This window comes from Streptomyces sp. NPDC058371, assembly GCF_042723265.1.
Classification (GTDB): Bacteria; Actinomycetota; Actinomycetes; order Streptomycetales; family Streptomycetaceae; genus Streptomyces.
Genome location: NZ_JBHXJC010000014.1, coordinates 1 through 21,917, shown reverse-complemented (window position 1 = coordinate 21,917; position 21,917 = coordinate 1). Strand labels below are relative to the sequence as shown.

Annotated in this window: 20 protein-coding genes; 10 read left to right on the top strand and 10 right to left on the bottom strand. The window is 72.2% G+C overall.

The genetic code is table 11. The annotated features are described in order from the left end of the window. Positions 1-272: 272 nt before the first annotated feature. Positions 273-1,796: a leucyl aminopeptidase gene (locus ACFWM2_RS31550; protein ID WP_383287041.1), complete on the bottom strand. Its 1,524-nt coding sequence runs from the start codon at positions 1,794-1,796 to the stop codon at positions 273-275. Between the two features lie 329 nt (positions 1,797-2,125). On the opposite strand from ACFWM2_RS31550, the gene ACFWM2_RS31545 reads away from it, so the two are divergent. The 5 genes from ACFWM2_RS31545 to ACFWM2_RS31525 all read left to right on the top strand — a co-directional run bounded on the left by ACFWM2_RS31545 (position 2,126) and on the right by ACFWM2_RS31525 (position 8,730). After that, on the top strand, positions 2,126-4,162 hold the full coding sequence (locus tag ACFWM2_RS31545; RefSeq protein ID WP_383287038.1) for a hypothetical protein: 2,037 nt from the start codon (positions 2,126-2,128) through the stop codon (positions 4,160-4,162). An 89-nt stretch (positions 4,163-4,251) separates the two neighbouring features. Further along, the gene (pelF, locus tag ACFWM2_RS31540; protein WP_383287036.1) at positions 4,252-5,775 is read left to right on the top strand and encodes a GT4 family glycosyltransferase PelF; all 1,524 of its coding nucleotides are present in this window, start codon (positions 4,252-4,254) and stop codon (positions 5,773-5,775) included. Further along, positions 5,772-7,292 carry a hypothetical protein gene (locus ACFWM2_RS31535; RefSeq protein WP_383287034.1) on the top strand — a complete coding sequence of 507 codons (1,521 nt, stop codon included), beginning with the start codon at positions 5,772-5,774 and terminating at the stop codon, positions 7,290-7,292. Before pelF ends, ACFWM2_RS31535 begins: the two co-directional genes overlap by 4 nt. After that, positions 7,289-7,954: a spherulation-specific family 4 protein gene (locus tag ACFWM2_RS31530; protein WP_383287032.1), complete on the top strand. Its 666-nt coding sequence runs from the start codon at positions 7,289-7,291 to the stop codon at positions 7,952-7,954. The genes ACFWM2_RS31535 and ACFWM2_RS31530 overlap by 4 nt, the downstream gene beginning before the upstream one ends. Then, on the top strand, positions 7,951-8,730 hold the full coding sequence (locus ACFWM2_RS31525; RefSeq protein WP_383287030.1) for an endo alpha-1,4 polygalactosaminidase: 780 nt from the start codon (positions 7,951-7,953) through the stop codon (positions 8,728-8,730). Before ACFWM2_RS31530 ends, ACFWM2_RS31525 begins: the two co-directional genes overlap by 4 nt. On the opposite strand, the gene ACFWM2_RS31520 is transcribed toward ACFWM2_RS31525, so the two are convergent. Continuing rightward, positions 8,690-9,295, bottom strand: a complete 606-nt coding sequence (locus ACFWM2_RS31520) for an RDD family protein (protein ID WP_383287028.1) — start codon at positions 9,293-9,295, stop codon at positions 8,690-8,692. The two genes, ACFWM2_RS31525 and ACFWM2_RS31520, sit on opposite strands and share 41 nt — an antisense overlap. A 155-nt stretch (positions 9,296-9,450) precedes the next feature. Then, positions 9,451-10,236: an adenosylcobinamide-GDP ribazoletransferase gene (locus ACFWM2_RS31515; protein WP_383287026.1), complete on the bottom strand. Its 786-nt coding sequence runs from the start codon at positions 10,234-10,236 to the stop codon at positions 9,451-9,453. A gap of 60 nt (positions 10,237-10,296) precedes the next feature. Between ACFWM2_RS31515 and ACFWM2_RS31510 the strand changes: the two genes are divergently transcribed. Beyond that, entirely contained in the window at positions 10,297-11,064 is a 768-nt protein-coding gene (locus tag ACFWM2_RS31510) for a hypothetical protein (RefSeq protein WP_383287024.1), read from the top strand. On the opposite strand, the gene ACFWM2_RS31505 is transcribed toward ACFWM2_RS31510, so the two are convergent. The 3 genes from ACFWM2_RS31505 to cobT all read right to left on the bottom strand — a co-directional run bounded on the left by ACFWM2_RS31505 (position 11,001) and on the right by cobT (position 14,945). Next, positions 11,001-11,720 (bottom strand): hypothetical protein, encoded by a 720-nt coding sequence (locus tag ACFWM2_RS31505; RefSeq protein WP_383287022.1) that lies wholly within the window; start codon positions 11,718-11,720, stop codon positions 11,001-11,003. The genes ACFWM2_RS31510 and ACFWM2_RS31505 overlap by 64 nt on opposite strands. Positions 11,721-11,754: 34 nt before the next feature. Continuing rightward, the gene (locus ACFWM2_RS31500) at positions 11,755-13,551 is read right to left on the bottom strand and encodes a phosphatidylglycerol lysyltransferase domain-containing protein (protein ID WP_383287020.1); all 1,797 of its coding nucleotides are present in this window, start codon (positions 13,549-13,551) and stop codon (positions 11,755-11,757) included. A gap of 161 nt (positions 13,552-13,712) precedes the next feature. Next, positions 13,713-14,945, bottom strand: coding sequence for a nicotinate-nucleotide--dimethylbenzimidazole phosphoribosyltransferase (gene cobT / locus ACFWM2_RS31495; RefSeq protein WP_383287018.1), 1,233 nt, complete (start codon positions 14,943-14,945; stop codon positions 13,713-13,715). Positions 14,946-15,060: 115 nt separating this feature from the next. Here cobT and ACFWM2_RS31490 point away from each other — a divergent pair, with 115 nt between their 5' ends. Continuing rightward, entirely contained in the window at positions 15,061-16,125 is a 1,065-nt protein-coding gene (locus ACFWM2_RS31490; RefSeq protein ID WP_383287016.1) for a class I SAM-dependent methyltransferase, read from the top strand. A gap of 30 nt (positions 16,126-16,155) precedes the next feature. On the opposite strand, the gene ACFWM2_RS31485 is transcribed toward ACFWM2_RS31490, so the two are convergent. Beyond that, complete coding sequence (locus tag ACFWM2_RS31485) at positions 16,156-17,355, bottom strand: bifunctional adenosylcobinamide kinase/adenosylcobinamide-phosphate guanylyltransferase (RefSeq protein ID WP_383287014.1); 1,200 nt, start codon at positions 17,353-17,355, stop codon at positions 16,156-16,158. Between the two features lie 113 nt (positions 17,356-17,468). Between ACFWM2_RS31485 and ACFWM2_RS31480 the strand changes: the two genes are divergently transcribed. Beyond that, positions 17,469-17,681: a hypothetical protein gene (locus ACFWM2_RS31480; RefSeq protein ID WP_383287012.1), complete on the top strand. Its 213-nt coding sequence runs from the start codon at positions 17,469-17,471 to the stop codon at positions 17,679-17,681. Positions 17,682-17,749: 68 nt separating this feature from the next. Here ACFWM2_RS31480 and ACFWM2_RS31475 read toward each other — a convergent pair whose 3' ends face one another. The 3 genes from ACFWM2_RS31475 to ACFWM2_RS31465 form a co-directional block, all read right to left on the bottom strand. After that, positions 17,750-18,847, bottom strand: a complete 1,098-nt coding sequence (locus tag ACFWM2_RS31475; protein WP_383287010.1) for a S1C family serine protease — start codon at positions 18,845-18,847, stop codon at positions 17,750-17,752. Between the two features lie 92 nt (positions 18,848-18,939). Continuing rightward, entirely contained in the window at positions 18,940-19,641 is a 702-nt protein-coding gene (locus tag ACFWM2_RS31470) for a class I SAM-dependent methyltransferase (RefSeq protein WP_383287008.1), read from the bottom strand. Between the two features lie 83 nt (positions 19,642-19,724). Beyond that, entirely contained in the window at positions 19,725-20,321 is a 597-nt protein-coding gene (locus ACFWM2_RS31465) for a DUF3043 domain-containing protein (protein ID WP_383287006.1), read from the bottom strand. A 307-nt stretch (positions 20,322-20,628) separates the two neighbouring features. Between ACFWM2_RS31465 and ACFWM2_RS31460 the strand changes: the two genes are divergently transcribed. Together ACFWM2_RS31460 and ACFWM2_RS31455 are read left to right on the top strand one after the other, a co-directional pair. Continuing rightward, complete coding sequence (locus tag ACFWM2_RS31460; protein WP_383287004.1) at positions 20,629-21,420, top strand: PspA/IM30 family protein; 792 nt, start codon at positions 20,629-20,631, stop codon at positions 21,418-21,420. A gap of 27 nt (positions 21,421-21,447) precedes the next feature. Then, positions 21,448-21,726, top strand: a complete 279-nt coding sequence (locus ACFWM2_RS31455) for a hypothetical protein (RefSeq protein WP_383287002.1) — start codon at positions 21,448-21,450, stop codon at positions 21,724-21,726. Positions 21,727-21,917: the final 191 nt, after the last annotated feature.

Here is a 21,917-nt window from a genome sequence, read left to right as displayed (position 1 = left end):
CCCACGCCCCTTCTCAGGGCTCGGTTCGCCTCCGGGGCGCACATGCCGGTGTCGGGGGTGCGGCCGTGCTCGGCCCTCCTTCGTCGGGCACTCCGCGCGCTCGCACTCCCTCTTTTCAGGGCTCGGTTCGCCTCCGGGGCGCACATGCCGGTGTCGGGGGTGCGACCGTGCTCGGCCCTCCTTCGTCGGGCACTCCGCGCGCTCGCACCCCCGACACCGGCGCGCCCCTTCGGCTCACTCGCCGTGAGGCGCCGGCTGCTCAGCGAAGCCGCTCAGCCCAGGTCCCCCGCCGCCGTGAGCTCGGCCAGGCGGACCAGGGTGCGCACGGCGGAGCCGGTGCCGCCCTTCGGGGTGTAGCCGAAGGGGCCCTGCTCGTTGTAGGCCGGTCCCGCGATGTCGAGGTGGGCCCAGGTGATGCCCTCGCCCACGAACTCCTTCAGGAACAGACCGGCCACCAGGCCGCCGCCCATGCGCTCGCCCATGTTGGCGATGTCGGCGGTGGGGGAGTCCATGCCCTTGCGCAGGTGTGTCGGCAGCGGCATCGGCCAGGACTCCTCGCCGACCTCCTCCGCGGCCTCGACGACCGCGGTGCGGAACGCGTCGTCGTTGGCCATCACGCCGAAGAGGCGGTTGCCGAGGGCCAGCACCATGGCACCCGTCAGCGTCGCCACGTCGATGATCGCGTCCGGCTTCTCCTCCGAGGCCTTCCACAGGGCGTCGGCGAGGACCAGCCGGCCCTCGGCGTCCGTGTTGAGGACCTCGACGGTCTTGCCGCTGTACATGCGCAGCACGTCGCCGGGACGGGTCGCCGAGCCGGAGGGCATGTTCTCGGCCAGCGCCAGCCAGCCGGTCACGTTGACCTCGAGGCCCAGGCGCGCGGCGGCGACGACCGCGGCGAAGACCGCCGCGGCGCCGCTCATGTCGCACTTCATCGTCTCGTTGTGGCCCGGGGGCTTCAGCGAGATGCCGCCCGAGTCGTAGGTGATGCCCTTGCCGACGAGGGCGAGGTGCTTCTTCGCCTTGGAGCTGGTGTACGACAGCTTGACCAGGCGGGGAGCGGCGGAGGAGCCGGCGCCGACGCCGAGGATGCCGCCGTAGCCGCCCTTCGCCAGCGCCTTCTCGTCGAGCACCTGCACCTTGATGCCGTGCTCCTTGGCCGCGGCCTGCGCGACGGCGGCGAAGGCCTCCGGCGTCAGGTCGTTCGGCGGGGTGTTGATCAGGTCGCGGGCGCGGTTGAGCTCCTCCGTGACGGCGACGGCGCGCTCGACGGCGGCCTTGAACGCCTTGTCGCGGGACTTGCCGCCCAGCAGCGTGACCTCGGCGAGCGGAGTCTTGCCGCCGGCCTTGGCCTCCTTGCCGTTCTCCTTGTACGCGTCGAAGGTGTACGCGCCCATGAGCGCGCCCTCGCCGACGGCGCCGGCGTCGGCGGCGTCCGTGAGCGGCAGCGCGAAGGCGGCCTTCTTGCTCCCTGCCAGCGCGCGGGCCGCGACTCCGGCGGCGCGGCGCAGGGACTCGGCGCCGTAGGTTTCGTCCTTTTCCGGGACGGAGCCCAGGCCGACCGCGACCACCACGGGCGCCTTGAAGCCGGACGGCGCGGGCAGCTTCGTCACCTCGCCCTCGGCACCCGAGGCGCCCAGGGTTTCCAGGACCTCGGCGAGCCTGCCGTCGTAGGCCTTGTCCACGGCCTCGGCGCCCGGTGCAACGACCGGGCCCCGGGCGCCCTTCGCGACACCGACGACGACGGCGTCGGCCCGCAGGCCGGACACCGCTGCGGTGCTGAGAGTGAGAGCAGTCACGGTGGTGAAATCTCGCTTCCGTTTGAATTGCGCTGGTCGAGCGGGGGTGGGTCGACCGGGCCTGTAGGACAGACCCTAGATCGGTGCGCGGCCGTGGCTGGGACCGGGCCCGGGAGTGCCCGGGACGAGCCTACGTGCGGGCGGCGTTTCGCTCATCCGGCCGGGCGTTCACCCCTCGGTGGCGTGGTGGCCACTTATCACCCACCCCAATGCGTGACCTGAGTCACACTCCCCGGGTTCCGGTGAGCATACGGCTCGCCGCTTTGCATGATTTCCACGGATCCTCCTCGTATTGACCACAAGAGGATCTTGCTGGGGGAGGGACCAACATGGCGCAGAGCGCGCACAGATGGAGAGACGCGGCCGCCGTACTGGCGGCCGCCGGTCTGCTGGTGCTGGGGCTGGGGGCGCCCGGAGCGTCGGCCGCACCGGCACCGCGGATCGATCTCAAGGTGCTGGTGGTGGACAACGGGGACAGCCCCGTCGAGGCCATCACCGCCGAACTGAGGAACACCGGCATCCCGTACACCACCGTGGAACTCGACGACTCGGGCCGCCCGACCATCGACACGGCGTTCCTGAGCGACACGGTGAGCGGTACGCCCCGGGCCAAGTACCAGGGCGTGGTCCTGCCCAACGAGGCGCCGTTCGGCTCGGGCTCGGCCGAGCAGACGGCCCTGGAGACATACGAGAAGACGTTCGGCATCCCGCAGGTCGACGCCTACACCTGGGCGCATCCGGAGGTCGGTCTCGACTACACCACCGCGGGCGGCTGGAGCGGCAGCCTGGACGGCCGGGAGGCCGCCGTCACCACCGAGGGCAAGGCGGGCGTCTTCGGATACCTCGACGGCCCGGTCGCGTTCGAGGACAACGCCCCGGACACCCAGGAGAGTTACGGCTATGTGGCGAAGCCCCGCACGGGCTTCACCAGCTATGTCGACATCGCCGTGCCGTCGGGAACCGGCCGCGGCAGCCTCATCGGCGAGTACGCCCACGACGGGCGCCGCGAACTCGTGGTCACCTTCGCGTACAACCAGTACCAGCAGCAGTTCCGGGTACTGGCGCGCGGCATCGTCGAATGGCTGACGCAGGGCGTACACCTCGGGCAGAACAGGAACTACTTTTCTGTCCATGTCGACGATGTCCTCGCACCCGACAGCCGCTGGGACACCGTGCGCAACTGCACGCCCGGCGACTTCGACTGCGTGGGCGGTGACGGCGAGGGGACCACGCCGATCCGGATGACCGCGGACGACGCGGCCTACGCCGCCCAGTGGGAGGCGGCCAGCGGCTTCACGCTCGACCTGGTCTTCAACGCCGGCTCGGGCGAGGAGTGGAAGAGCGAGAACGGCAACGTCGACGCCCTCGCCGACAAGCTGCTCGCCGACAAGGCCAAGTACCGCTGGGTGAACCACACGTACACGCATGCGTTCCTCGGCTGCGTCCAGGACACCTCGACGGTGCCGTGGAGTTGTGCGAAGAACGCCGACGGCTCGACCCAGTACGTGAGCCGCGCCGACATCTCGGCGGAGATCAGCAACAACTACAACTGGGCGCTCACCCACGGCCTTTCGACCGACCGCACCGAGCTGGTGACCGGCGAGCACTCGGGTCTGAAGTCGCTGCCGCAGCAGCCCGCCGACAACCCGAACCTGGCCGGTGCCCTCGCCGACAACGGCGTCAAGTGGACGGCATCGGACAACTCCCGCGAGCCGGCGCAGCGTGCGGCCGGCAGCGCGCTGACCGTGCCCCGCTACCCGATGAACGTGTACTACAACACCGGCACCAAGGCCGAGATGGCCGACGAGTACAACTGGATCTACACCTCGAAGGCCGACGGCGGCAGCGGCCTCTGCGAGGACAACCCCACGTCCACGTGTCTGTCCGAGCCCCTGTCCACCAGTACCGGATACGAGTCGTACATCGTGCCGCAGGAGGCCCGCACGGCGCTCGGACACGCCATCAGCAACGACCCGCGACCGCACTACGCGCACCAGTCCAACCTGTCCGAGGACCGGCTGCTGTACCCGGTCCTGGACGAGGTCCTCGCCGACTACCGGGCGCTCTACGCCGACAACACCCCACTGGAGAACCCTCGGCAGAGTGCGATCGGCACCGAGCTCAAGTACCGGGCCGGCTGGCAGAGCGCCGTCGACAACGGCAGTGTCAGCGCGTACCGCGTCGGCACGACCGTCACCGTCACCGCTCCGTCCGGGACCCACATCCCGGTGACCGCACCCGTGGGGACCAAGAAGAACACCCTGCTCGGCACCACCGCGTTCGGGACGCCGTACGCGGGAGAGCTCTCGGCCTGGACCACGCCGGAACTGCTGCAGACCGCTCTCACGCTGACCCTGCCCTCGTAGGGCGGCACCGCAGCACCAGGCGCACCCCGGCCACGACCGGCCGGGGTGCGCTACCGAGCCGTATGTCATGTTCCACAGGGGGGAACTGCATGATGCGCACCGGCCGTCATGTCACGATGCTCACCGAAGGTACCTATCCGCACGTCCACGGCGGGGTCAGCACCTGGTGCGACCAGCTCGTGAAGGGCATGCCCGAGGTCGACTTCCACATCGTCTCGCTCACCGGCAGCGGCCGCGAACCCGTGACCTGGGAGCTGCCGCCCAACATCTACCGGCACACCTCCGTGCCGACCTGGGGCCCGCGGCCGGGCCGCGCCCGAGCGCCGCTGGGCCGGGCCCGCCGTCGTTTCACCGACACCTACGAGCGCTTCCTGCTGTCCTTCCTCGACCCGGAGGCGCACTGCGACTTCGGCCAGTCGCTGTACGAACTCGCCGAACTCGCCCGTGCGGGACGGCTGTCGGCGGCCCTGCGCACCGAGTCGGCGCTGCGCTCGCTGATGTGGATCTGGACGATGCCGCATCTCTCCACGGCCGCCGCCCGGCCCACCGTGCACGACGCGCTGACCGCCACCGACCTCCTGGAACACGCGCTGCGCCCGCTGGGGGTGCGCATCCCCGAGGACTCCGTGGCCCACGCGGTCAGCAGTGGCCTCGCCACCCTGCCCGCCCTCGCCGCGCACCACCTCGACGGCGTCCCGTTTCTGCTCACCGAGCACGGCATCTATCTGCGCGAGCGCTACCTCGGCTACCGCAGCGCCGAACAGCGCTGGCCCGTCAAGGCGTTCATGCTCGGCTTCTACCGCGAGCTGAACTCCCTCGGCTACCGCGCCGCCGACCTCATCACCCCCTGCAACCAGTACAACCGCCGCTGGGAGGAGCGCGGCGGCGCCGACGCCGACAAGATCCGCACGGTCTACAACGGCGTCGACCCGCACGCCTTCCCCCACGCCGGCCCCGAACCCGAGGTGCCGACCCTCACCTGGTGCGGCCGCGTCGACCCCATCAAGGACCTGGAGACCCTGCTGCGCGCCTACGGCATGGTGCGCGCCGAACTCCCCGAGACCCGGCTGCGGTTGTTCGGTCCGGTGCCGGCCGGCGGGGAGGCCTACCTCACCCGGCTGGAGAAGCTCGCCGCCGAACTCGGCATCACCGACGGGCTCACCTTCGAAGGACGGATCAGCGAGGTGTGGCGCGCCTACGCGGCCGGCCATGTCGTGATGCTCTCCTCCATCTCCGAGGGCTTCCCCTTCTCGATCATCGAGGCCATGTCCTGCGGCCGTACGACCGTGTCGACCGACGTCGGCGGAGTGCGCGAGGCTGTCGGGGACACCGGGATCGTGGTGCCGCCGCGCGAGCCGGAGAAGATGGCCGCCGCCGCGCTCACCCTGCTGCGGAACGACGAACGGCGCCTGGAACTGGGCCAGTTGTCCCGCCAGCGGGTCATCGACCGCTTCACACTCCGCCGCTCCGTGGACGCCTTCCGGACCATCTACCAGGAGCTCGCCGGCCTGCCCGAGGTGTACGAGCCCACCGTCGAGACCGTCGCCGACTGGACCCTCGAACTGCGCGACCCCTGGTACAAGGCGGTCGCCACGGACGGGGCCGACTGGTGAGCGGTTCGCTGCGGATGCCACCCGGCACGTACGAGGACACGCTCCCGTACGTGCCGCGGCAGCGCCGCGCGCCCAGCTGGGCAGGCCCCGACCCGGTCGACGAACTCGCCGCGCGCCTCGACGACTTCATAGCGGCGGCCGTCCACCCCGACGAGATAGCCGCGCTGCTGGAGTCCGACGGCATGTCGGACGACCAGATACGCGAGCGCTACGGATGCAGGAACTCCTTCGCCCTCGCCGAGGAACTCTTCGAGCGGGTCGAGCGCCGCCATCCCGAGCCCGCGGGACCGGTCCACGACCCGTGGCAGATCGGCCTCCTCGGCTGTCTGCTGCGCGGTGTGGTCTTCGCCCTGCCCGGCCTCGGATACGTCCTGGGCGCACCGCTCCTCGCCGGCCCGCACGACGGCCTGGGCCTCCCGGCCGGGACGATCCCGCTGCTGGCCGGTGCCCTCTGCGGCTGGACCTGGAACCAGGGGCTCGCCCACCGGGCGTACTCCTGGCTGGGCCTCGGCGACCGCGCCGCCGCCCGCCGCTCGCTGCTGGTCGGTGCCCCCGTGGGGGCGCTGCTCGGTTCGGTGGTCGCCCTGGCCGCGGCGGGCACGGCACACCCCGGCGGGGTCGCCTTCGCCGCCGGGCAGTCCTGCTACCTCGCCGCCGCCACCGTCCTGCTGGTGCTGGGCCGCGAACGAGCCCTGCTCGGGGCCCTGCTGCCGATGGCCGCCGGTGCGGTCCTGGCGCTCGTCCACCCGGTGCCGGACCTGGCGAGACTGGCCCTGCTGCTCGGCTCGCTCGCCGCCGTCGCCCTGCTCGCCCTGCTCGAAGTGGCGCCCGCAGTACGGGAGTTGGGGGAGGGGAGCTGGGCCGCCGGCTGGGCGGCGCTGCTGCCCTTCGGGATGTTCGGCAGCGACCCCGCGCACCGGCCGAGGTCGGCCGCGCCCTGGCTCGCCGGGTCCCTGCCGTACGCCCTCTTCGGGCTCGGCAGCGGGGTCCTCGTGCTGTACGCGGCGCTCGGGGACGTACTGGCGGGCACGCACACCGCGGTGGCCGCGCCGGCCGCGGTCGCCCTGACGCTCAGCATGGGCCCGGCCGAGTGGCTGCTCCACCGGTTCCGCAGCGGCAGCCTCGCCGGACTGCGCTCCAGCAGCACGTCGAGGGACTTCTGGCGGACCACCGCGCGCACCCTGGTCCAGTGCCTCACCGGATACCTGGCGGCGCTGTTCGCCCTGGGCCTCGCCACCTCCGCGCTGTGGCCGCACGCGCCGGGCGTGGGCGGCAGCCGGCTGGCGGGGCTGCTCCTGCTGGGTGTGGTGCTCTGGACCGGGCTGCTGCTCCAGTCCTTCGGTGCTGTCCTGAGCGCCGCCGTGGTCTGCTGCCTCGCGGCGCTGGCCCTGACCGTGACCCTGGCGGCCGACGCGGGCAGCCCGCACCGGGTCGGCCTGATCGTGTACGGCGCGGCGGCCGCCGTCCTGGCGGGACTCGTCTGCGGGCTGCTGGGGAGGGCGACGGCCCACCGATGAGCACGCCCACCGGGCCGGGGACCCTCCTTGTCCCCTACTACGAGCATCCGGCCGTCCGCCCCGCCGAATGGCGGGCGATCGTCGCCGCTGCACCCCGCCTGTACGGGGTCGTGCTGAATCCGGCCAGCGGGCCCGGCGAAGGCCCCGACCCGGCCTTCGCGGACGTCGCGGCCCGGCTGCGCGCGGCGGACGTACGGGTGCTCGGGTACACCGACACGGACTACGGCCGCAGACCGCACGCCGAGGTCGTCCGCGACCTGGCCCGGCACCGCTCCTGGTACGGCGCCGACGGCGCGTTTTTCGACCAGGCGGCCGCGGGAATCGCCGAGTTCGGGTACTACCGGCGGCTCGCCGCGGCGGCCTGGGGCGCCGGCTGCGGCACCCTCGTCCTCAACCACGGCACGGCACCACACCCCTCGTACGCCAGGGTCGCCGATCTCCTGGTGACCTTCGAGGGCAGCTGGGAGACGTACCGCACCCAACGTTTCCCGCCGTGGCAGGGCGCCGGCACGCGCCTGTGCCACCTCGTCTACGGGGTGCCGCGCGGCGTCGACCTCGCGGGGCCGGCCCGGGCGCGGGGGGCCACCGTGCACTGCGCGGTGCCGGGCGTCGGCGATCATCCTTGGGGTACGTTGCCGCACGCCCTGGAGTCCGCTCGATGAAACGCCCCGCCCTGCTTGCCGTACTGCTGCTGCTGATCGCGGGCTGCACGAGCGGTTCCGACGACAAGGAACCGGCCGCCCGCTGGCAGCCGCGCCCCGGCACCGCCTGGCAGTGGCAGCTCAGCGGACGCCTCGACACCTCCGTCGACGTCCCGGTCTACGACATCGACGGCTTCGACCACTCCAGGGCGACGGTCGCAGGGCTGCACCGCGACGGCCGCAAGGCCATCTGCTATCTGTCGACCGGCGCCTGGGAGGAGTTCCGCCCGGATGCCGAGAAGTTCCCCCAGTCCGTGCTGGGGCGCGGCAACGGCTGGCAGGGCGAGCGCTGGCTCGACATCCGCCGCACCGATGTCCTGAGGCCTCTGCTGGCGTCCCGGATCGACATGTGCCGTGAGAAGGGCTTCGACGCGGTGGAGCCGGACAACATGGACGGCTACCGCAATCGCACCGGCTTCCCGCTCAAGGCCGCCGACCAGCTCCGCTACAACCGGCTCGTCGCCGAACTGGCCCACGAACGCGGTCTCGCCGTCGGACTGAAGAACGACCTCGGCCAAGTCCCCCAGCTGGTGGGGGACTTCGACTTCGCGGTCAACGAACAGTGCGCCCAGTACGAGGAGTGCGGAGAACTGGAGCCGTTCATCAAGGCGGGCAAGGCCGTCTTTCACGTCGAGTACGAGCTCGGCACCGACAGCTTCTGTCCGGAGGCCCGCCGTATGAAGCTGAGCTCGATGCTCAAAAAGTACGCACTGGGGGTGTGGCGGCGGGCGTGCTGAGCCCGAAGCCCGTGACCGCCGTCCCGGCCAGCCGGTCGGCCAGTGAGCGCCGGGTCGGCGAGAGCACCGGCAGCGCGTTGAGGAAGAAGATCACGACGGCGACGGCCCACACCAGCACCGAGAGCACGAACTCGCCCTCGACCAGCAGCACACAGGCCAGCGCGTACACGGCGACATCGGCGGTCGTCGTCACCGCCGCCCGCAGTGCGGCCCGGCGCGGGCGGCTCGGCGTGACCTTCAGACCGAGCAGGGCCTTGCCGACGGTGCGGCCGGCGAGGGCGAGCGCGGCCCACTGGTAGAGGAAGGTGGCGACGACCAGCAGTCCGAAGGCCTGCTCCACATCGCGGACCACCTTTTCCCACACATGGATCCCGAAGCCCTCGGAGGCGTCGATGACGTCGCCGCGCGAGGTGAGGAGGTCCCAGCCGCCCCGCGTCGCCAGCTCGGGCACGTCCGTCACGAGCGCGGATATCCGGTGGAAGGTGAGCACGGCGAGCGCGGACGCCGCCGCGAGCACCAGCGCGAAGTCGATGAGCCAGGCCGTGGCACGGCGAAATTTCGGCACAGACGTCCCCCGATCACGATCTCTTGTCTGTTCGGCGGCTCAGATTAATGGCCGTACGGCGCCGGATCGACGGGTTGCCGGTGATCGTTTCAGGGCGGTGACAGACCGCCCGGTCCGGTGGCGGGATGGGGGGCGCGGGACGTGGGCCGCGGCCCTCAGCGATGGAGGGACAGCACGAACAGTGCCGTCGTCGCCGCGGTCTCCGCGAGCCCGCCGAAGACGTCGCCCGTGACGCCCCCGAACCGGCGGACACAGTGACGCAGCAGCAGTTCGGCCACGGCGCAGGCGGCGAGCACCGCGAGCGCGCCCCGCACGATGCCGTACGTCCCGAAGAGCGCGCCCGTGCCTGCCGCCGCGCCCACCACCACGGCCGCCACGAGCAGCGCGTCCCGCACGGGCACCGTGCCCGCGACGGCCGCGCCCAGACCCTCGGGCCGGGCCGGGGGCACCCCCTTGCGGGCGGCCAGCGTGAGCGCGAGCCGGGCCGCGACCGCCGAGACGACCGTCGCGCACGCCCCCCGCGCCCACGACACGTCGTACGCCTGGGAAAGTGCGGCCACCTGGGCGAGCAGCACGAACAGCAGGGTGACCACGCCGAACGGGCCGATGTCCGACTGCTTCATGATCCGCAGGGCGTCCTCGGCGAGCTTCCCGCTGCCCAGCCCGTCCGCGGTGTCGGCGAGTCCGTCGAGGTGCAGTCCCCGGGTGAGCGCGGCCGGTACGGCGGCGCCGGCCACGGCGGCGAGCAGCGGGCCCGCGCCCAGGGCCAGCAGCAGCACGCCCGAGGCGGCGGCGCCCAGCCCCACCACCAGCCCGGCCACGGGCGCGCACAGCATCCCGCCGCGCGCGGCCCCGCGATCCCAGCGGGTCACTACGACCGGCAGCACGGTGAGGGTGCCGAACGCGAAGCGAAGGCCGTCGGCGAGGGGGGTCCTGGACACCGGCGCAGGTTATCCGGCCGGGCGAGGAGCGGGTACGGCGGCCATGGATAAAGTTCGCATATGGGTCATTGGTTGCATCGCAACATCGTCGAGCCGGGCAAGCTCCCCCTGCTGCTGGCACTCGCCTCCTTCGTGCTGACCTTCGTGATCACCCGGGTCGTCGTCCGGCTGATCCGCGCGGGCAAGGGACCGTTCGGCAACGTCAAGGCCGGGGGTCTGCACATCCACCACGTGGTCCCCGGCGTCGTGCTGACCGTGATCGGCGGCTTCGGCGCGGTGGCCAGCGCCCGGCACGGCTTCGGCGCCGGTGCCTTCGCGGTGGTCTTCGGGATGGGCGCGGGCCTGGTGCTGGACGAGTTCGCGCTGATCCTGCACCTCGACGACGTCTACTGGTCCGAGGCCGGCCGCAAGAGCGTCGAGGTCGTGGTGGTCACGGCGGCCCTGGTGGGGCTGGTGCTCGGCGGTTTCCTGCCCTTCGGGGTCAACGACCTGAGCCAGCAGGAGCTCCAGGACCGCGGCGGCGTCGTCGTGAGCGTCGCGGTCAACTTCCTGTTCGCGCTGCTCGCCCTGAGCAAAGGCAAAGGACGTACGGCGATCTTCGGTGTGATCGTCCCGCTCGTCGCGCTGGTCGGCGCGATCCGGCTGGCCCGCCCGGGCTCGCCCTGGGCCAAGCGCTTCTACCGCCGGCGGCCGCGCGCCCGGGCCAGGTCGAGCCTGCGCGCCTACCACCACGACCGCCGCTGGGCGCGCCCCCGCCGCAGGCTTCAGGAGTGGATCGGCGGCAAGCCGGACCCCGAGCCCGCCCGCTCGCTGCCCGGCGGCCGGTGACGCCGGTGACGCCGGTGGCGCAGCGCTGAGACGCCGCACACCACCAGCACCGCCGCGATGGCCGCCAGATGCTCCTTGCCCGCCAGGTTGTCCTTGAACGCCACCTCGACGAGCATCGACGCGATCACCAGCCCGGCCGTGACGTACGCGCCGAACCGCCAGCCGACGAAGACGGCGAGCCCGACGACGGCCGCCGAGGGCCCGGTGTCGACGATCTGTGCGTCCGAGGCGGGCAGCCCCAGCGGGTGGTGGGGGCCGAGCGCGATGCCCACGCGCGCGTAGAGCGTGCCGGCCAGCGTGGCCACGTACGCGAGGACGAGCGTGCGCCACCAGCCCAGACAGATCTCCGCGATCCCGAACACGATGAGGATCTGGGCCAGGGCGCCCCACACGGGGAGATCCAGGGCCGGCACGAAGAGGGAGAGCGGGGTGCGCAGCAGGGCGAGCCACAGCGGGTCCTGGGCCCGTACGGAACCGATGTTCTGGACGAACCGGAAGCCCCAGGACTGGTTCTGCACGAACTGCAGGAGCGCCGTGAGGCACACGGCCCCGAGGGTCATCGGGATCGCCCGCCGCCCCCTGGCCGCCAGGGCCGCGCGCACGGTGACGTACAGCGCTCCCCATTCGGCGCGGGCCGGGCGGGCGAGTGCCCTCACCGGGCGGTCCGCGCGGCCGCGCTCACGTCGTCTCTCATCGGTGCGACTCCAGATGCTTGCGGTGCAGCCACTTCGGCAGGCCCGGCGCCTCCAGGAAGCCCTCGGCACGCGCCGAGGCGACGCCGATGCGCAGCAGGTCCGCGCTCTTCTCGAAGAGCAGGAACCGCGGCTCCCAGATGGGCCGGTACTTGGCGTTCGCGCGGTACAGCGACTCGATCTGCCACCAGCGCGAGAAGAAGCTGAGCAGCGAGCGCCACAGCCGCAGCACCGGTCCCGCACCGAGGCGCGCGCCACGTTCGAAGACCGAGCGGAACATCGCGAAGTTGAGCGAGACCTGAGTGATCCCGATCTCCCGGGCGCGCCGCAGGAGTTCGATCACCATGAACTCCATCAGGCCGTTCTCGGAATCGCGGTCGCGTCGCATGAGGTCGAGGGAGAGCCCGTTCGGTCCCCACGGCACGAAGGACAGCACGGCCCTCAACTCCCCGTGCGCGTCCGTGCATTCGAGCATCACGCACTGCCCGTCCTCGGGGTCGCCGAGCCGGCCGAGGGCCATGCTGAAGCCGCGTTCCGTGGCGCCGTCCCGCCAGTCGTCGGCGCGCCGCAGCAGGTACGCCATCTCCTCGGCGGGGATGTCCTCGTGCCGCCGGATCCGGACCTCGTAACCCGCCCGCTTCACCCGGTTGTAGGCCTGCCGGACCGTGCGCATGGCCCGTCCTTCGAGGGTGAACTCGGCGGTCTCCACCAGGGCTTCGTCACCCAGCTCCAGCGCGTCCAGCCCATGGCGGGCGTAAATGGTGCCCGCCTCCTCGCTCGCGCCCATCACCGCCGGGATCCAGCCGTGCGCGCGCGCCTCGGCGAGCCACGGCTCGATGGCGCCGGGCCAGGCCTCGGGGTCGCCGATCGGGTCGCCGGACGCCAGCGAGACACCGCCCACGACCCGGTACGCCACCGCCGCCTTGCCGGTCGGCGACCACACCACGCTCTTCTCGCGCCGCAGGGCGAAGTAGCCGAGCGAGTCCCGGTCGCCGTTCCTCTCCAGCAGCTGCCGCAGCTGTTTCTCGTCGTCCTCGGTGAGCGGGTCGACGGCGCGGCGGGAGCGGAAGGCCGCGTAGAAGACGGCGAGCACCAGCAAGGTGCTGAACACGTTGATGGTGACGTTGACCCAGTTGGGAGTCGTGATCCCGGGGACGTGCGCGTCGTCGGCGGCGACCGAGACGAGCCGCAGGGTGCCGTAGCGCCACCGGTCCAGGAAGGTCGAACGGTGCGCGTCGTGCGCGTGGTTGGTGACCGTGACCAGGAGGGCGGCGAGCAGTGAGGTGACCAGCAGACCGCCGACCGCTACGGCCGCGGCGAGCTTCGGGTTCGAGCGGTCGCCCTTCGCGTAGAACTCCCGGCGGCCGACGAGGAGCGCGGCGACGAAGGCCGCGGTCAGACCGAGCGAGATCCAGTTCTGCGGGTACTGCCGGATCTCCGGGAAGGCCATCGCGAAGGCGAACAGCATCAGGAACAGCCCGCTGAGGACGAGGTTCAGAATCCACGCGGCCCGCTTGCGGCGGCGCAGGGTGAGGGCGAGGAACATCGTGAACACCCCGGACGCGAACCCCGCCGTCAGGAGATACGGCGTGAAGTAGTTCTCCGTGTTGTGCCGCCGCACGTCCTGTCCGAGGGACACCCAGGCGGCGCTCAGGAAGTTGACGAACGCGACGGTCCGCGCGTACCAGACGGCGAAGGCGGCGGCTCTCCGGGAGGTCCCGGTGGACCGGCGGTCCCCGTGGCCGTGGCGGGCCGGAACCCGTTCGTGTACAGCGGCAATTCGGGCATCTCCCATAAAGGGCGATGATATGGGTCGTTCTCCCATGGTGGAGGCACGCCGTGACTGCGGGTTCTCCGGGCTTCGGGTCATGGCGGAGGCAGGGGAAATCCGCCGTCCCGGCGCTGGGCGGAGACGGCGGATTCCGGCGGTGCGGGACCGGCAGGACCGGTTCCGGGTTATTCCTTTTCCGGTACCGGCCCGGGGGTCTCCGGCTTCGTGCCGGAGTCCTCGGCGTCCGCCTCGGAGGTCCCCGCTGCCTGTTCCGTGCCGGAGGCCTCCGCGTCCTTCTCGGAGGTCCCCGCTTCCGGCTCCGTGCCGGAGGCCTCCGCGTCCTTCTCGGGAGTCTCCGGCGGCTCCGCCTTGTCGGGAGTCTCCGGCAGCTCCGCCGCCAGCGCGGCCGCCGCCTGGACCAGCGGGAGCGCGAGCAGCGCGCCCGCGCCCTCGCCGACGGTGACCCCGTGGTCGAGCAGGGGTTCCAGCGCCATCCGGTCGAGCGCCTTCGCCTGCGCCGGTTCCCCGCTGTTCTGCCCGGCCAGCCACCAGTCCGGCGCGCGGAAGGCGATCCGCTGCCCGACGAGGGCGCACGCGGCGGAGACGACTCCGTCCAGGATCACCGGCGTCTTGCGCACCGCGCACTGGAGCAGGAACCCGGTCATCGCCGCGAGGTCGGCCCCGCCGACCGTGGCGAGCAGCTGCAACTGGTCCCCGAGGACGGGCCGGGCGCGACGCAGCGCGTCCCGGACCGCCGCGCACTTGCGCATCCACGCCAGGTCGTCGATGGGCCGTCCGCCCCGGCCGGTGACCACCGAGGCGTCGGTCCCGCACAGCGCGGCGATCAGCACCGCCGCCGCGGTCGTCCCGCCGACGCTCAGATCGGCGAGTACGACGAGATCGGTGCCGGAGTCCGCCTCCTCGTCGGCGACCGCGACGCCCGCCAGGAACGCCGCCTCCGCCTCCTCCGTGCTCAGCGCGTCCTCGACGTCGATCCGCCCGGAGCCGCGCCGCACCCGGTGCCGTACGACGTCCGCGGGCAGCGCCTCGGGCTCGCAGTCCAGGGCCATGTCGACCACGCGCACCGGCACGCCGAGCCGGCGGGCGAGGATCGCGGCCGGGCTGCCGCCCTCCAGGAGCGCCCGCACCAACTGGTCGGCGGTGCCCGCGGGGCGGGCCGACACGCCGAGTTCGGCGACTCCGTGGTCGCCCGCGAACAGCACCAGGCGAGGCCGCTCGACCGGCCGCACCGGCACCGCGGACTGCGCGGCCGCCAGCCACTCACTCAGTTCATCGAGACGGCCCAGCGACCCGGGCGGCACGCTCTGCCGCTCCCTGCGCGCCTCGGCGTCGCGGCGCACACCACCGTCGGTGCGCTCGATCAGATCGGTGAAGTCGTCGAGATTAAGCGAGCTCATTCGCCGAACAGTACCGGCCGCGATCGAACACGGCTGCGCCACGTCATTGCACCCATGATCGGAATCCCATACGTTCCGTTTTGCAGTGAATTGCCCCTCGGGTCCAGGAGCCGCCATGATCTCCATCCCGCACACGAGCGCCTCGCGCCGCGCCGCGTACCTGAGCGAACTCGCCCTGGGCACGGAACGGTTCCACGAGCCCCGCAGGGAGGACTGCCCCTGGTGCGGCGCGCAGCGGCTCCGCACCCGGCTGCGCACCCCGGATCTGCGCCGCCACCAGCCGGGCACCTTCGTCGTCGACGAGTGCCTGGACTGCGGCCACGCCTTCCAGAACCCCCGGCTCACCGCGGAGGGCCTGGCCTTCTACCACCTGGACTTCCACGAGGGCCACGAGGGCTTCGCGGAACGCATCCTCGCCGCCCGCGGCAGCCGAAGACGCCACCGGGCCGCCGCCCGCGCGATGCTGCGCTTCCCCGAACCGGAGAGCTGGCTGGACGTTGGCACCGGTCACGGGCACTTCCCGGAGACCGCGCGCGAAGTCCACCCCTACACCGCCTTCGACGGCGTCGACCTCACCGTGCGCGTCGAGAAGGCGCGCGAGGCCGGGCGGATCGAGGAGGCCCACCTCGGGCGCCTCACCGACCCGGAGCTCGCCGAGCGGCTGCGCGGCCGCTACGACGTCGTGAGCATGTTCCACCACCTGGAGCACACCCCCGACCCGCGCGAGGAGCTGCGCGCCGCCCTGGCGGTCCTGCGCCCCGGCGGCCACCTCCTCGTCGAAGTCCCGGACCCCGCCTGTGTGTTCGGCACACTGCTCGGCAAGTGGTGGGTCTCCTACGGCCAGCCGCAGCACCTGCACCTGATGCCGCTGGCCAACCTGCTCGCCGAACTCACCTCCCTCGGCTTCGAGGTCGTCTCCACGGACCACCGCGAACCGCACATCCCGTACGACCTGACGGGCGCCGTCTCCCTGCTCTGCGCGCGGCTGCTGCCGGACATCGACGCCCCCTGGCGGGCCAAGCCCCCCACCGAACTCCAGCGCCTGGTCCGTACGGCGCTGACGCGGGTCACGGTCCCCTTCCTGGCCGTCGCCGCCGCCCTGGACCACGCCCTCGCCCCGCTGTTCAGCCGGACCCGCTTCTCGAACACGTACCGGATCATCGCCCGTCGTACCGCCTGAGCCGCCGTCGGCGCCCGGTCCCGGCCGCCGTCAGCCCCGAAGCGGCAGCGCCTGCCCCGCCACCACCAGCAGCACCTGCTCGCACTCCGCCGCGAACGCCGCGTTCAGCCGCCCCAGTTCGTCGCGGTAGCGGCGGCCGGACGCCGTGGCCGGGACGATTCCGGAGCCGACCTCGTTCGAGACGGCGACAAGGGTGCGGCGGGTGGCGCGCACGGCGCCCGTCAGCTCGGCCACCCGCTTGCGCAGAGCGCGTTCACCGCCGCTCGCCCACTCCGCGTCGTCCCACGCGTCGACCGCGTCCATCGCGTCCGTCAGCCACAGGGACAGACAGTCGACGAGCAGCGGGGGGCCGTCCGCCGCGAGCAGCGGTACGAGGTCGCAGGTCTCGGTCGTACGCCAGGACCCGGGGCGGCGCTCGCGGTGGGCGTGCACACGCGACGCCCACTCGCCGTCGCCGTCACGGGTGCCGCCCGTCGCCACGTACAGCACCGCGGGGAACGCCTCCAGGCGCCGCTCGGCCTCCACGGACTTGCCGGAGCGGGCGCCGCCGAGGACCAGCGTGCGGCGCGGCACGTCCGGCACGTCCTCGTAGACGCCCACCGCGAGCGTCGTACCGTCCGGCACCGCCCGTGCCCCGGCGGCGGCGAGCCGGCGGCGCAGTTCGGCCCCCGGCGGCACGTCGTGGTCGAGATGCACGGCGATGACGTCCGTCGTCGGCCCGACCGCACCGACCGCGCGCAGCTTCGCCAACGCGTCCGGGCGGCCCACGACATCGAGGGCCACCATGTCGTACGGCTCGCCGTTCTCGTCGAGTCCGGCGGGCGCCGCGCCCGGCGGCAGATACAGCAGCCGCAGGCCTTCGGGGCCCGTCACCGCGTACCCGGTCCCCGGCGCGTCCATCGGCAGCGCCCGCACCCGGTGCCCGGTGAGCAGCGCCAACTCCCGTCCGTCGGGCACCCGTCCGGGCTGCGGGAGGCCCGCGGGGACCTCCACCGCCGGCCCGTTGTGCGGGTGCGACAGCAGCACCTGCCGTACGCCGCCCAGCGAATGGCCCGCGCGGGCGGCCGCGAACGCGGCGCCGGGCGTGAGGTCGAGCAGCAGCGTCCCGTCCACCAGCAGCGCGGTCGCCGCCCGCGCGTCCGCGCCGACCGCGGTGGCGCAGGCCGCGCAGGGACAGTCGGGGCGGGGGAGGCCCGCCGGGGCGCCGGTGCCGAGCAGAGTCAGTTCCACGGGGATGATTTTCGCCTGTCGGTGCTGGTCTTGCGCGTCCGGCTAGGCTTCGGAGAGGAACCGGATCTTGTCCGGGGACTGCTGTGCAGTGTGCTCATACCTGGGAGGCGTACATGGCGGCATGGACGTGGCGGTTCGAGAAGGCCGACGGGGCGGAGGTCCAGCCCTCGGTCGCGCCCGAGGAGTTCACCACGCAGGGGGACGCCGAGTCCTGGATCGGGGAGCACTGGAAGGATCTGGCGGAGGGCGGGGCCGACCAGGTCCTGCTGTTCGAGGACACCACGAAGATCTACGGGCCGATGAGCCTGCACGCCGAGGACGCGTAGGTCCCGTACCGGGAGTCGCGCGCGCAGGCCCACGGGGCTGCCGGGAGTACCGCTCCCGGCAGCCCCGCTCACTGCTCGCCCAGGGTGACGTCGACGGTCTTCGCGACCCCGCCCCGCGTGTACGTCAGCTTCGTCCGGTCGCCGGGCTTCTCGGCGGCCAGCGCCTCGGACAGCGAGGTGATCGAACTGATGTCCGTGCCGCCGAGTCCGGTGATGATGTCCCCGGGCTGGATGCCCGCCTTGGCGGCCGCGCCGCCGTCCTTGACGTCCACCACGGCGACGCCGGCGGCCGTGTAGTTGTCGTCGACCACCGTCCGGCCCGTGATGCCGAGCGCGGCCCGCCCCGAGTCGGTCACCTTGCCGTCCTTGATGATCTGGTCGGCGACCGTCTTCACCATCGACGAGGGGATCGCGAAGCCGATGCCGGGCGCGGCGCTGCCCAGGCCCGGGTCCGAGGCGGCCAGGGTCGGGATGCCGATCACCTGGCCGTCCAGGTCGACGAGGGCGCCCCCGCTGTTGCCGGGGTTGATCGCGGCCGACGTCTGCACCATGTTCGCGATGGTCGCCCCGGTGCCGCCGCCGCTGCTGCCCTCGCTGACGGTCCGCCCGGTCGCCGACACGATGCCCTGCGTCACGCTGGACGACAGCCCGAGCGGGGAGCCCATCGCCAGGACGATCTGGCCCACCGCCACCTTCGAGGAGTCGGCGAAGGTGGCTGCCTTCAGCCCGTCCGGCACCTTCTCCAGCTTGATGACGGCCAGATCCTGCTCCGGGTACGAGTAGACGAGCCGCGCCGTCAGCACGTCCTCGCTGTTGGCCGTCGTCACCTTGAACGTCTTCTCGTTCCCGACCACGTGGGCGTTGGTGACGATGTGGCCGTTGCCGTCGTACACGACCCCGGACCCCAGATCGCTGCTCGCCTGGATCTGCACGACCGACGGCAGGACGTCCTTGATGACCTTCTGGTAGTCGTCCTGGAGGTCGTTGGCGGCCCTGGGCGCGGCCGCCTGGGTCGTCGTCACGCCGTCCTCGCCGGACGCGGACCCGGACTCGGAGCAGCCGGCCAGCAGCGTCACGCACCAGACGAAGGCCGCCGCGGGCAGGAGCCGGCGGACTCGGGTACGGGTGCGGGTACGGGTGAAGGCGCGGGCAGGGAGAGCATCCATGCCCGAAGTGTCCCTTTTGGGGGTTGGTTCAGCCTCCGGTGCACACCCGAACAGGCGGCACCCGGGCCCGTACCCCCGGACCGGCGGCGTCGTCAGCCGCGCACACCGCACAGGTGCAGCAGCGCGGCGACCTGGCGGTACGGATCCGTCCGCCCTGCCCGCTCCTCCGCGGCCAGCAGCGTCTCCACGTCCGGCGGGACCGTCGCCTCGTCCGCCGCCGTGTCGGTGAAGACCCGCACGCCGTACCAGGTCCCCAAGGGTGCCCCGATGCCCGCAAGGGTCGCCGTCAGCGTGCCGAGCCGGTCCGCGCGGACGTCGAGTCCGAGCCGGTTCGTGTACGAGACCGTGTCGAACGCGCCCACCGCACCGGCCCAGTCGCCGGACAGGCCCGGTCGCATGGCGAGCGCGTCCGCGTTGCGCACCAGCAGGGAGAGCAGGCCGCCGGGCGCCAGCATCCGGGCCAGCCCCGCGAGCAGCGGGTCGGGCTCCTCGACGTACATCAGCACGCCGTGGCACAGCACCACGTCGAAACTGCCCGGCAGGAAGTGGACCCCCGTCTCCCGGCCGTCCCCCTCGACGAACCGGACACGCCCCTGAATGCCCTCGGGCTCGGCGGCCAGCGCCTCCCGGGCCACGGCGAGCATCCGGCCGTCCTGCTCCAGACCGGTCACCTGATGCCCGGCCCGGGCCAGGCGCAGCGCCTGGGTGCCCTGGCCCATCCCGACGTCCAGGACCCGCAGCCGCTGTCCGACCGGGAAGCGGCCCGCTATCTGCTCGTCGAGCTGCCGGGCCACCAGCTCCTGTCGTACGACATCACGCAGCCCGCCCAGCTTGCTCAGCCAGGCATCCGCCGCGCCCCCGGAGAAAGACGTCGCGCTCAGGGCCGCTCTCCGCGCTTGACCTGCGGCTTCGGCAGCCGGAGTCGACGCATCTGGAGCGTGCGCATCAGCGCGTACCGGACGGCGCCGTTCTTGGGCGCGTCGGGGAAGCGGGTGTTCAGCTGCTTCTTCAGGCGGATCGCGATGCCGACCGAGTCGAGCACGATCAGCACGATCACGATCAGCCACAGCAGCAGCGCGATGTTCTGCAGCGAGCCGATCCGCACCATGCTCAGCACCAGGATCAGCACGGCCAGCGGCAGGAAGAACTCGGCGACGCAGAACCGGGAGTCCACGAAGTCACGCGCGAACTTGCGCACGGGACCCTTGTCGCGGGCAGGCAGATAGCGCTCGTCACCGCTGGCCAGCGCCTGGCGCTGCTTCTCCAGCTGGACTCGGCGCTCGTCGCGCTGTCGCTTGGCCCCCTCCTTCCGCGTCGTCGGCGTTTTGGCGACACTGCGGCGCTGGGTCTGGGCCTCACTGCGCTTGGGCGTGGGGCGACCCTTGGGGGCCTGCGGGTCACGGGGCATCTTGGAGTCGGTCACCAGCGCCTTGTCGGCGGGTGCCTTCTCTTCCTTGGCACGGCTACGGAACACAAAACCCAAGGGTACGGGGTGCGAGGGGCATGGACCGCCGCGGACTGGGGAACGATCCGGCAACACCGGGCGTCTGTAGGGGACAGAGCGGACGTTGCTCACGGTTCGGCCGGGTGAATCCCGCAGGATCCCTCGTGGACCCTGGGGGGACACCTACTCCCTACGCCGGAGCGGGGCCGTACGCAGTCGTCCTTGGGGATGAGCGCATCCGTCCCCGAACAGTGCGGTAATGGATGCAGGGCCCGTACTGTGGGTTCTGTTGCAGGTGCTGGATCTGGAGTCCGTCAGAAGGGGGCGCGCGAAGCCCATGAGCGGTGTCATGAAGCGTATGGGGATGATCTTCCGCGCGAAGGCGAACAAGGCCCTTGACCGGGCCGAGGACCCGCGCGAGACCCTCGATTACTCGTACCAGAAACAGCTGGAGCTGCTGCAGAAGGTGCGCCGCGGCGTCGCCGACGTGGCGACCTCGCGCAAGCGTCTGGAGCTGCAGCTCAACCAGCTCCAGTCCCAGTCGACGAAGCTGGAGGACCAGGGCCGCAAGGCGCTCGCGCTCGGCCGTGAGGACCTGGCCCGCGAGGCGCTCTCGCGCCGGGCCGCGCTCCAGCAGCAGGTCACCGACCTGGAGACCCAGCACCAGACCCTCCAGGGCGAGGAGGAGAAGCTCACCCTTGCGGCCCAGCGCCTCCAGGCGAAGGTCGACGCCTTCCGCACCAAGAAGGAAACGATCAAGGCGACGTACACCGCGGCCCAGGCGCAGACCCGGATCGGCGAGGCCTTCTCCGGCATCTCCGAGGAGATGGGCGACGTCGGCATGGCCATCCAGCGGGCCGAGGACAAGACCGCGCAGCTCCAGGCGCGGGCCGGCGCGATCGACGAGCTGCTCGCCTCCGGCGCCCTCGACGACCAGTCCGGACTGGCCAAGGACGACATCCAGAGCGAGCTGGACCGGCTCTCCGGTGGTACGGATGTAGAGCTGGAGCTGCAGCGGATGAAGGCGGAGCTGGCGGGCGGCTCCTCGTCGCAGCAGGCGATCGAGGGCGGCTCGGGGCAGTCGAAGTCCCAGCAGCCCCAGGACACTCCACGCTTCGACAAGCAGTAGTCGGGGCCCACGCCTGAGGAGGGCGACATGATCGTACGGATCATGGGGGAGGGCCAGGTGGAGCTGGCCGACGGCCATCTCGCCGAACTCAACAAGTTGGACGACGAGCTGCTCGCCGCCATGGAGAGCGGCGACCAGGACGGCTTCCGCCGTACGCTGGCCGCCCTCCTGGAGGCGGTCCGCCGCCTGGGTACGCCGCTTCCCGACGACTCCCTGGAGCCGTCGGAGCTGATCCTCCCGTCCCCGGACGCCACCCTGGAGCAGGTCCGCGCCATGCTCCGGGACGACGGCTTGATCCCGGGCTGACGTTTGCTGGCGGGGGGCGCCTTTCGCTGGCGGGGGCGCCTTGAGCGGGGTCGGTTCGCTTTGTGCCGGTGGGTGTCGGTCGCCGGGTGCCGGTGCCGGTGGGTGGGTGGTTCGCCGTCCGGTGGTGGGTGGGTCGGGTCCGTGCCGGTACATCCGCCCGTCGCCCTACCGGCTGTGCTGTCTTCTGGGGG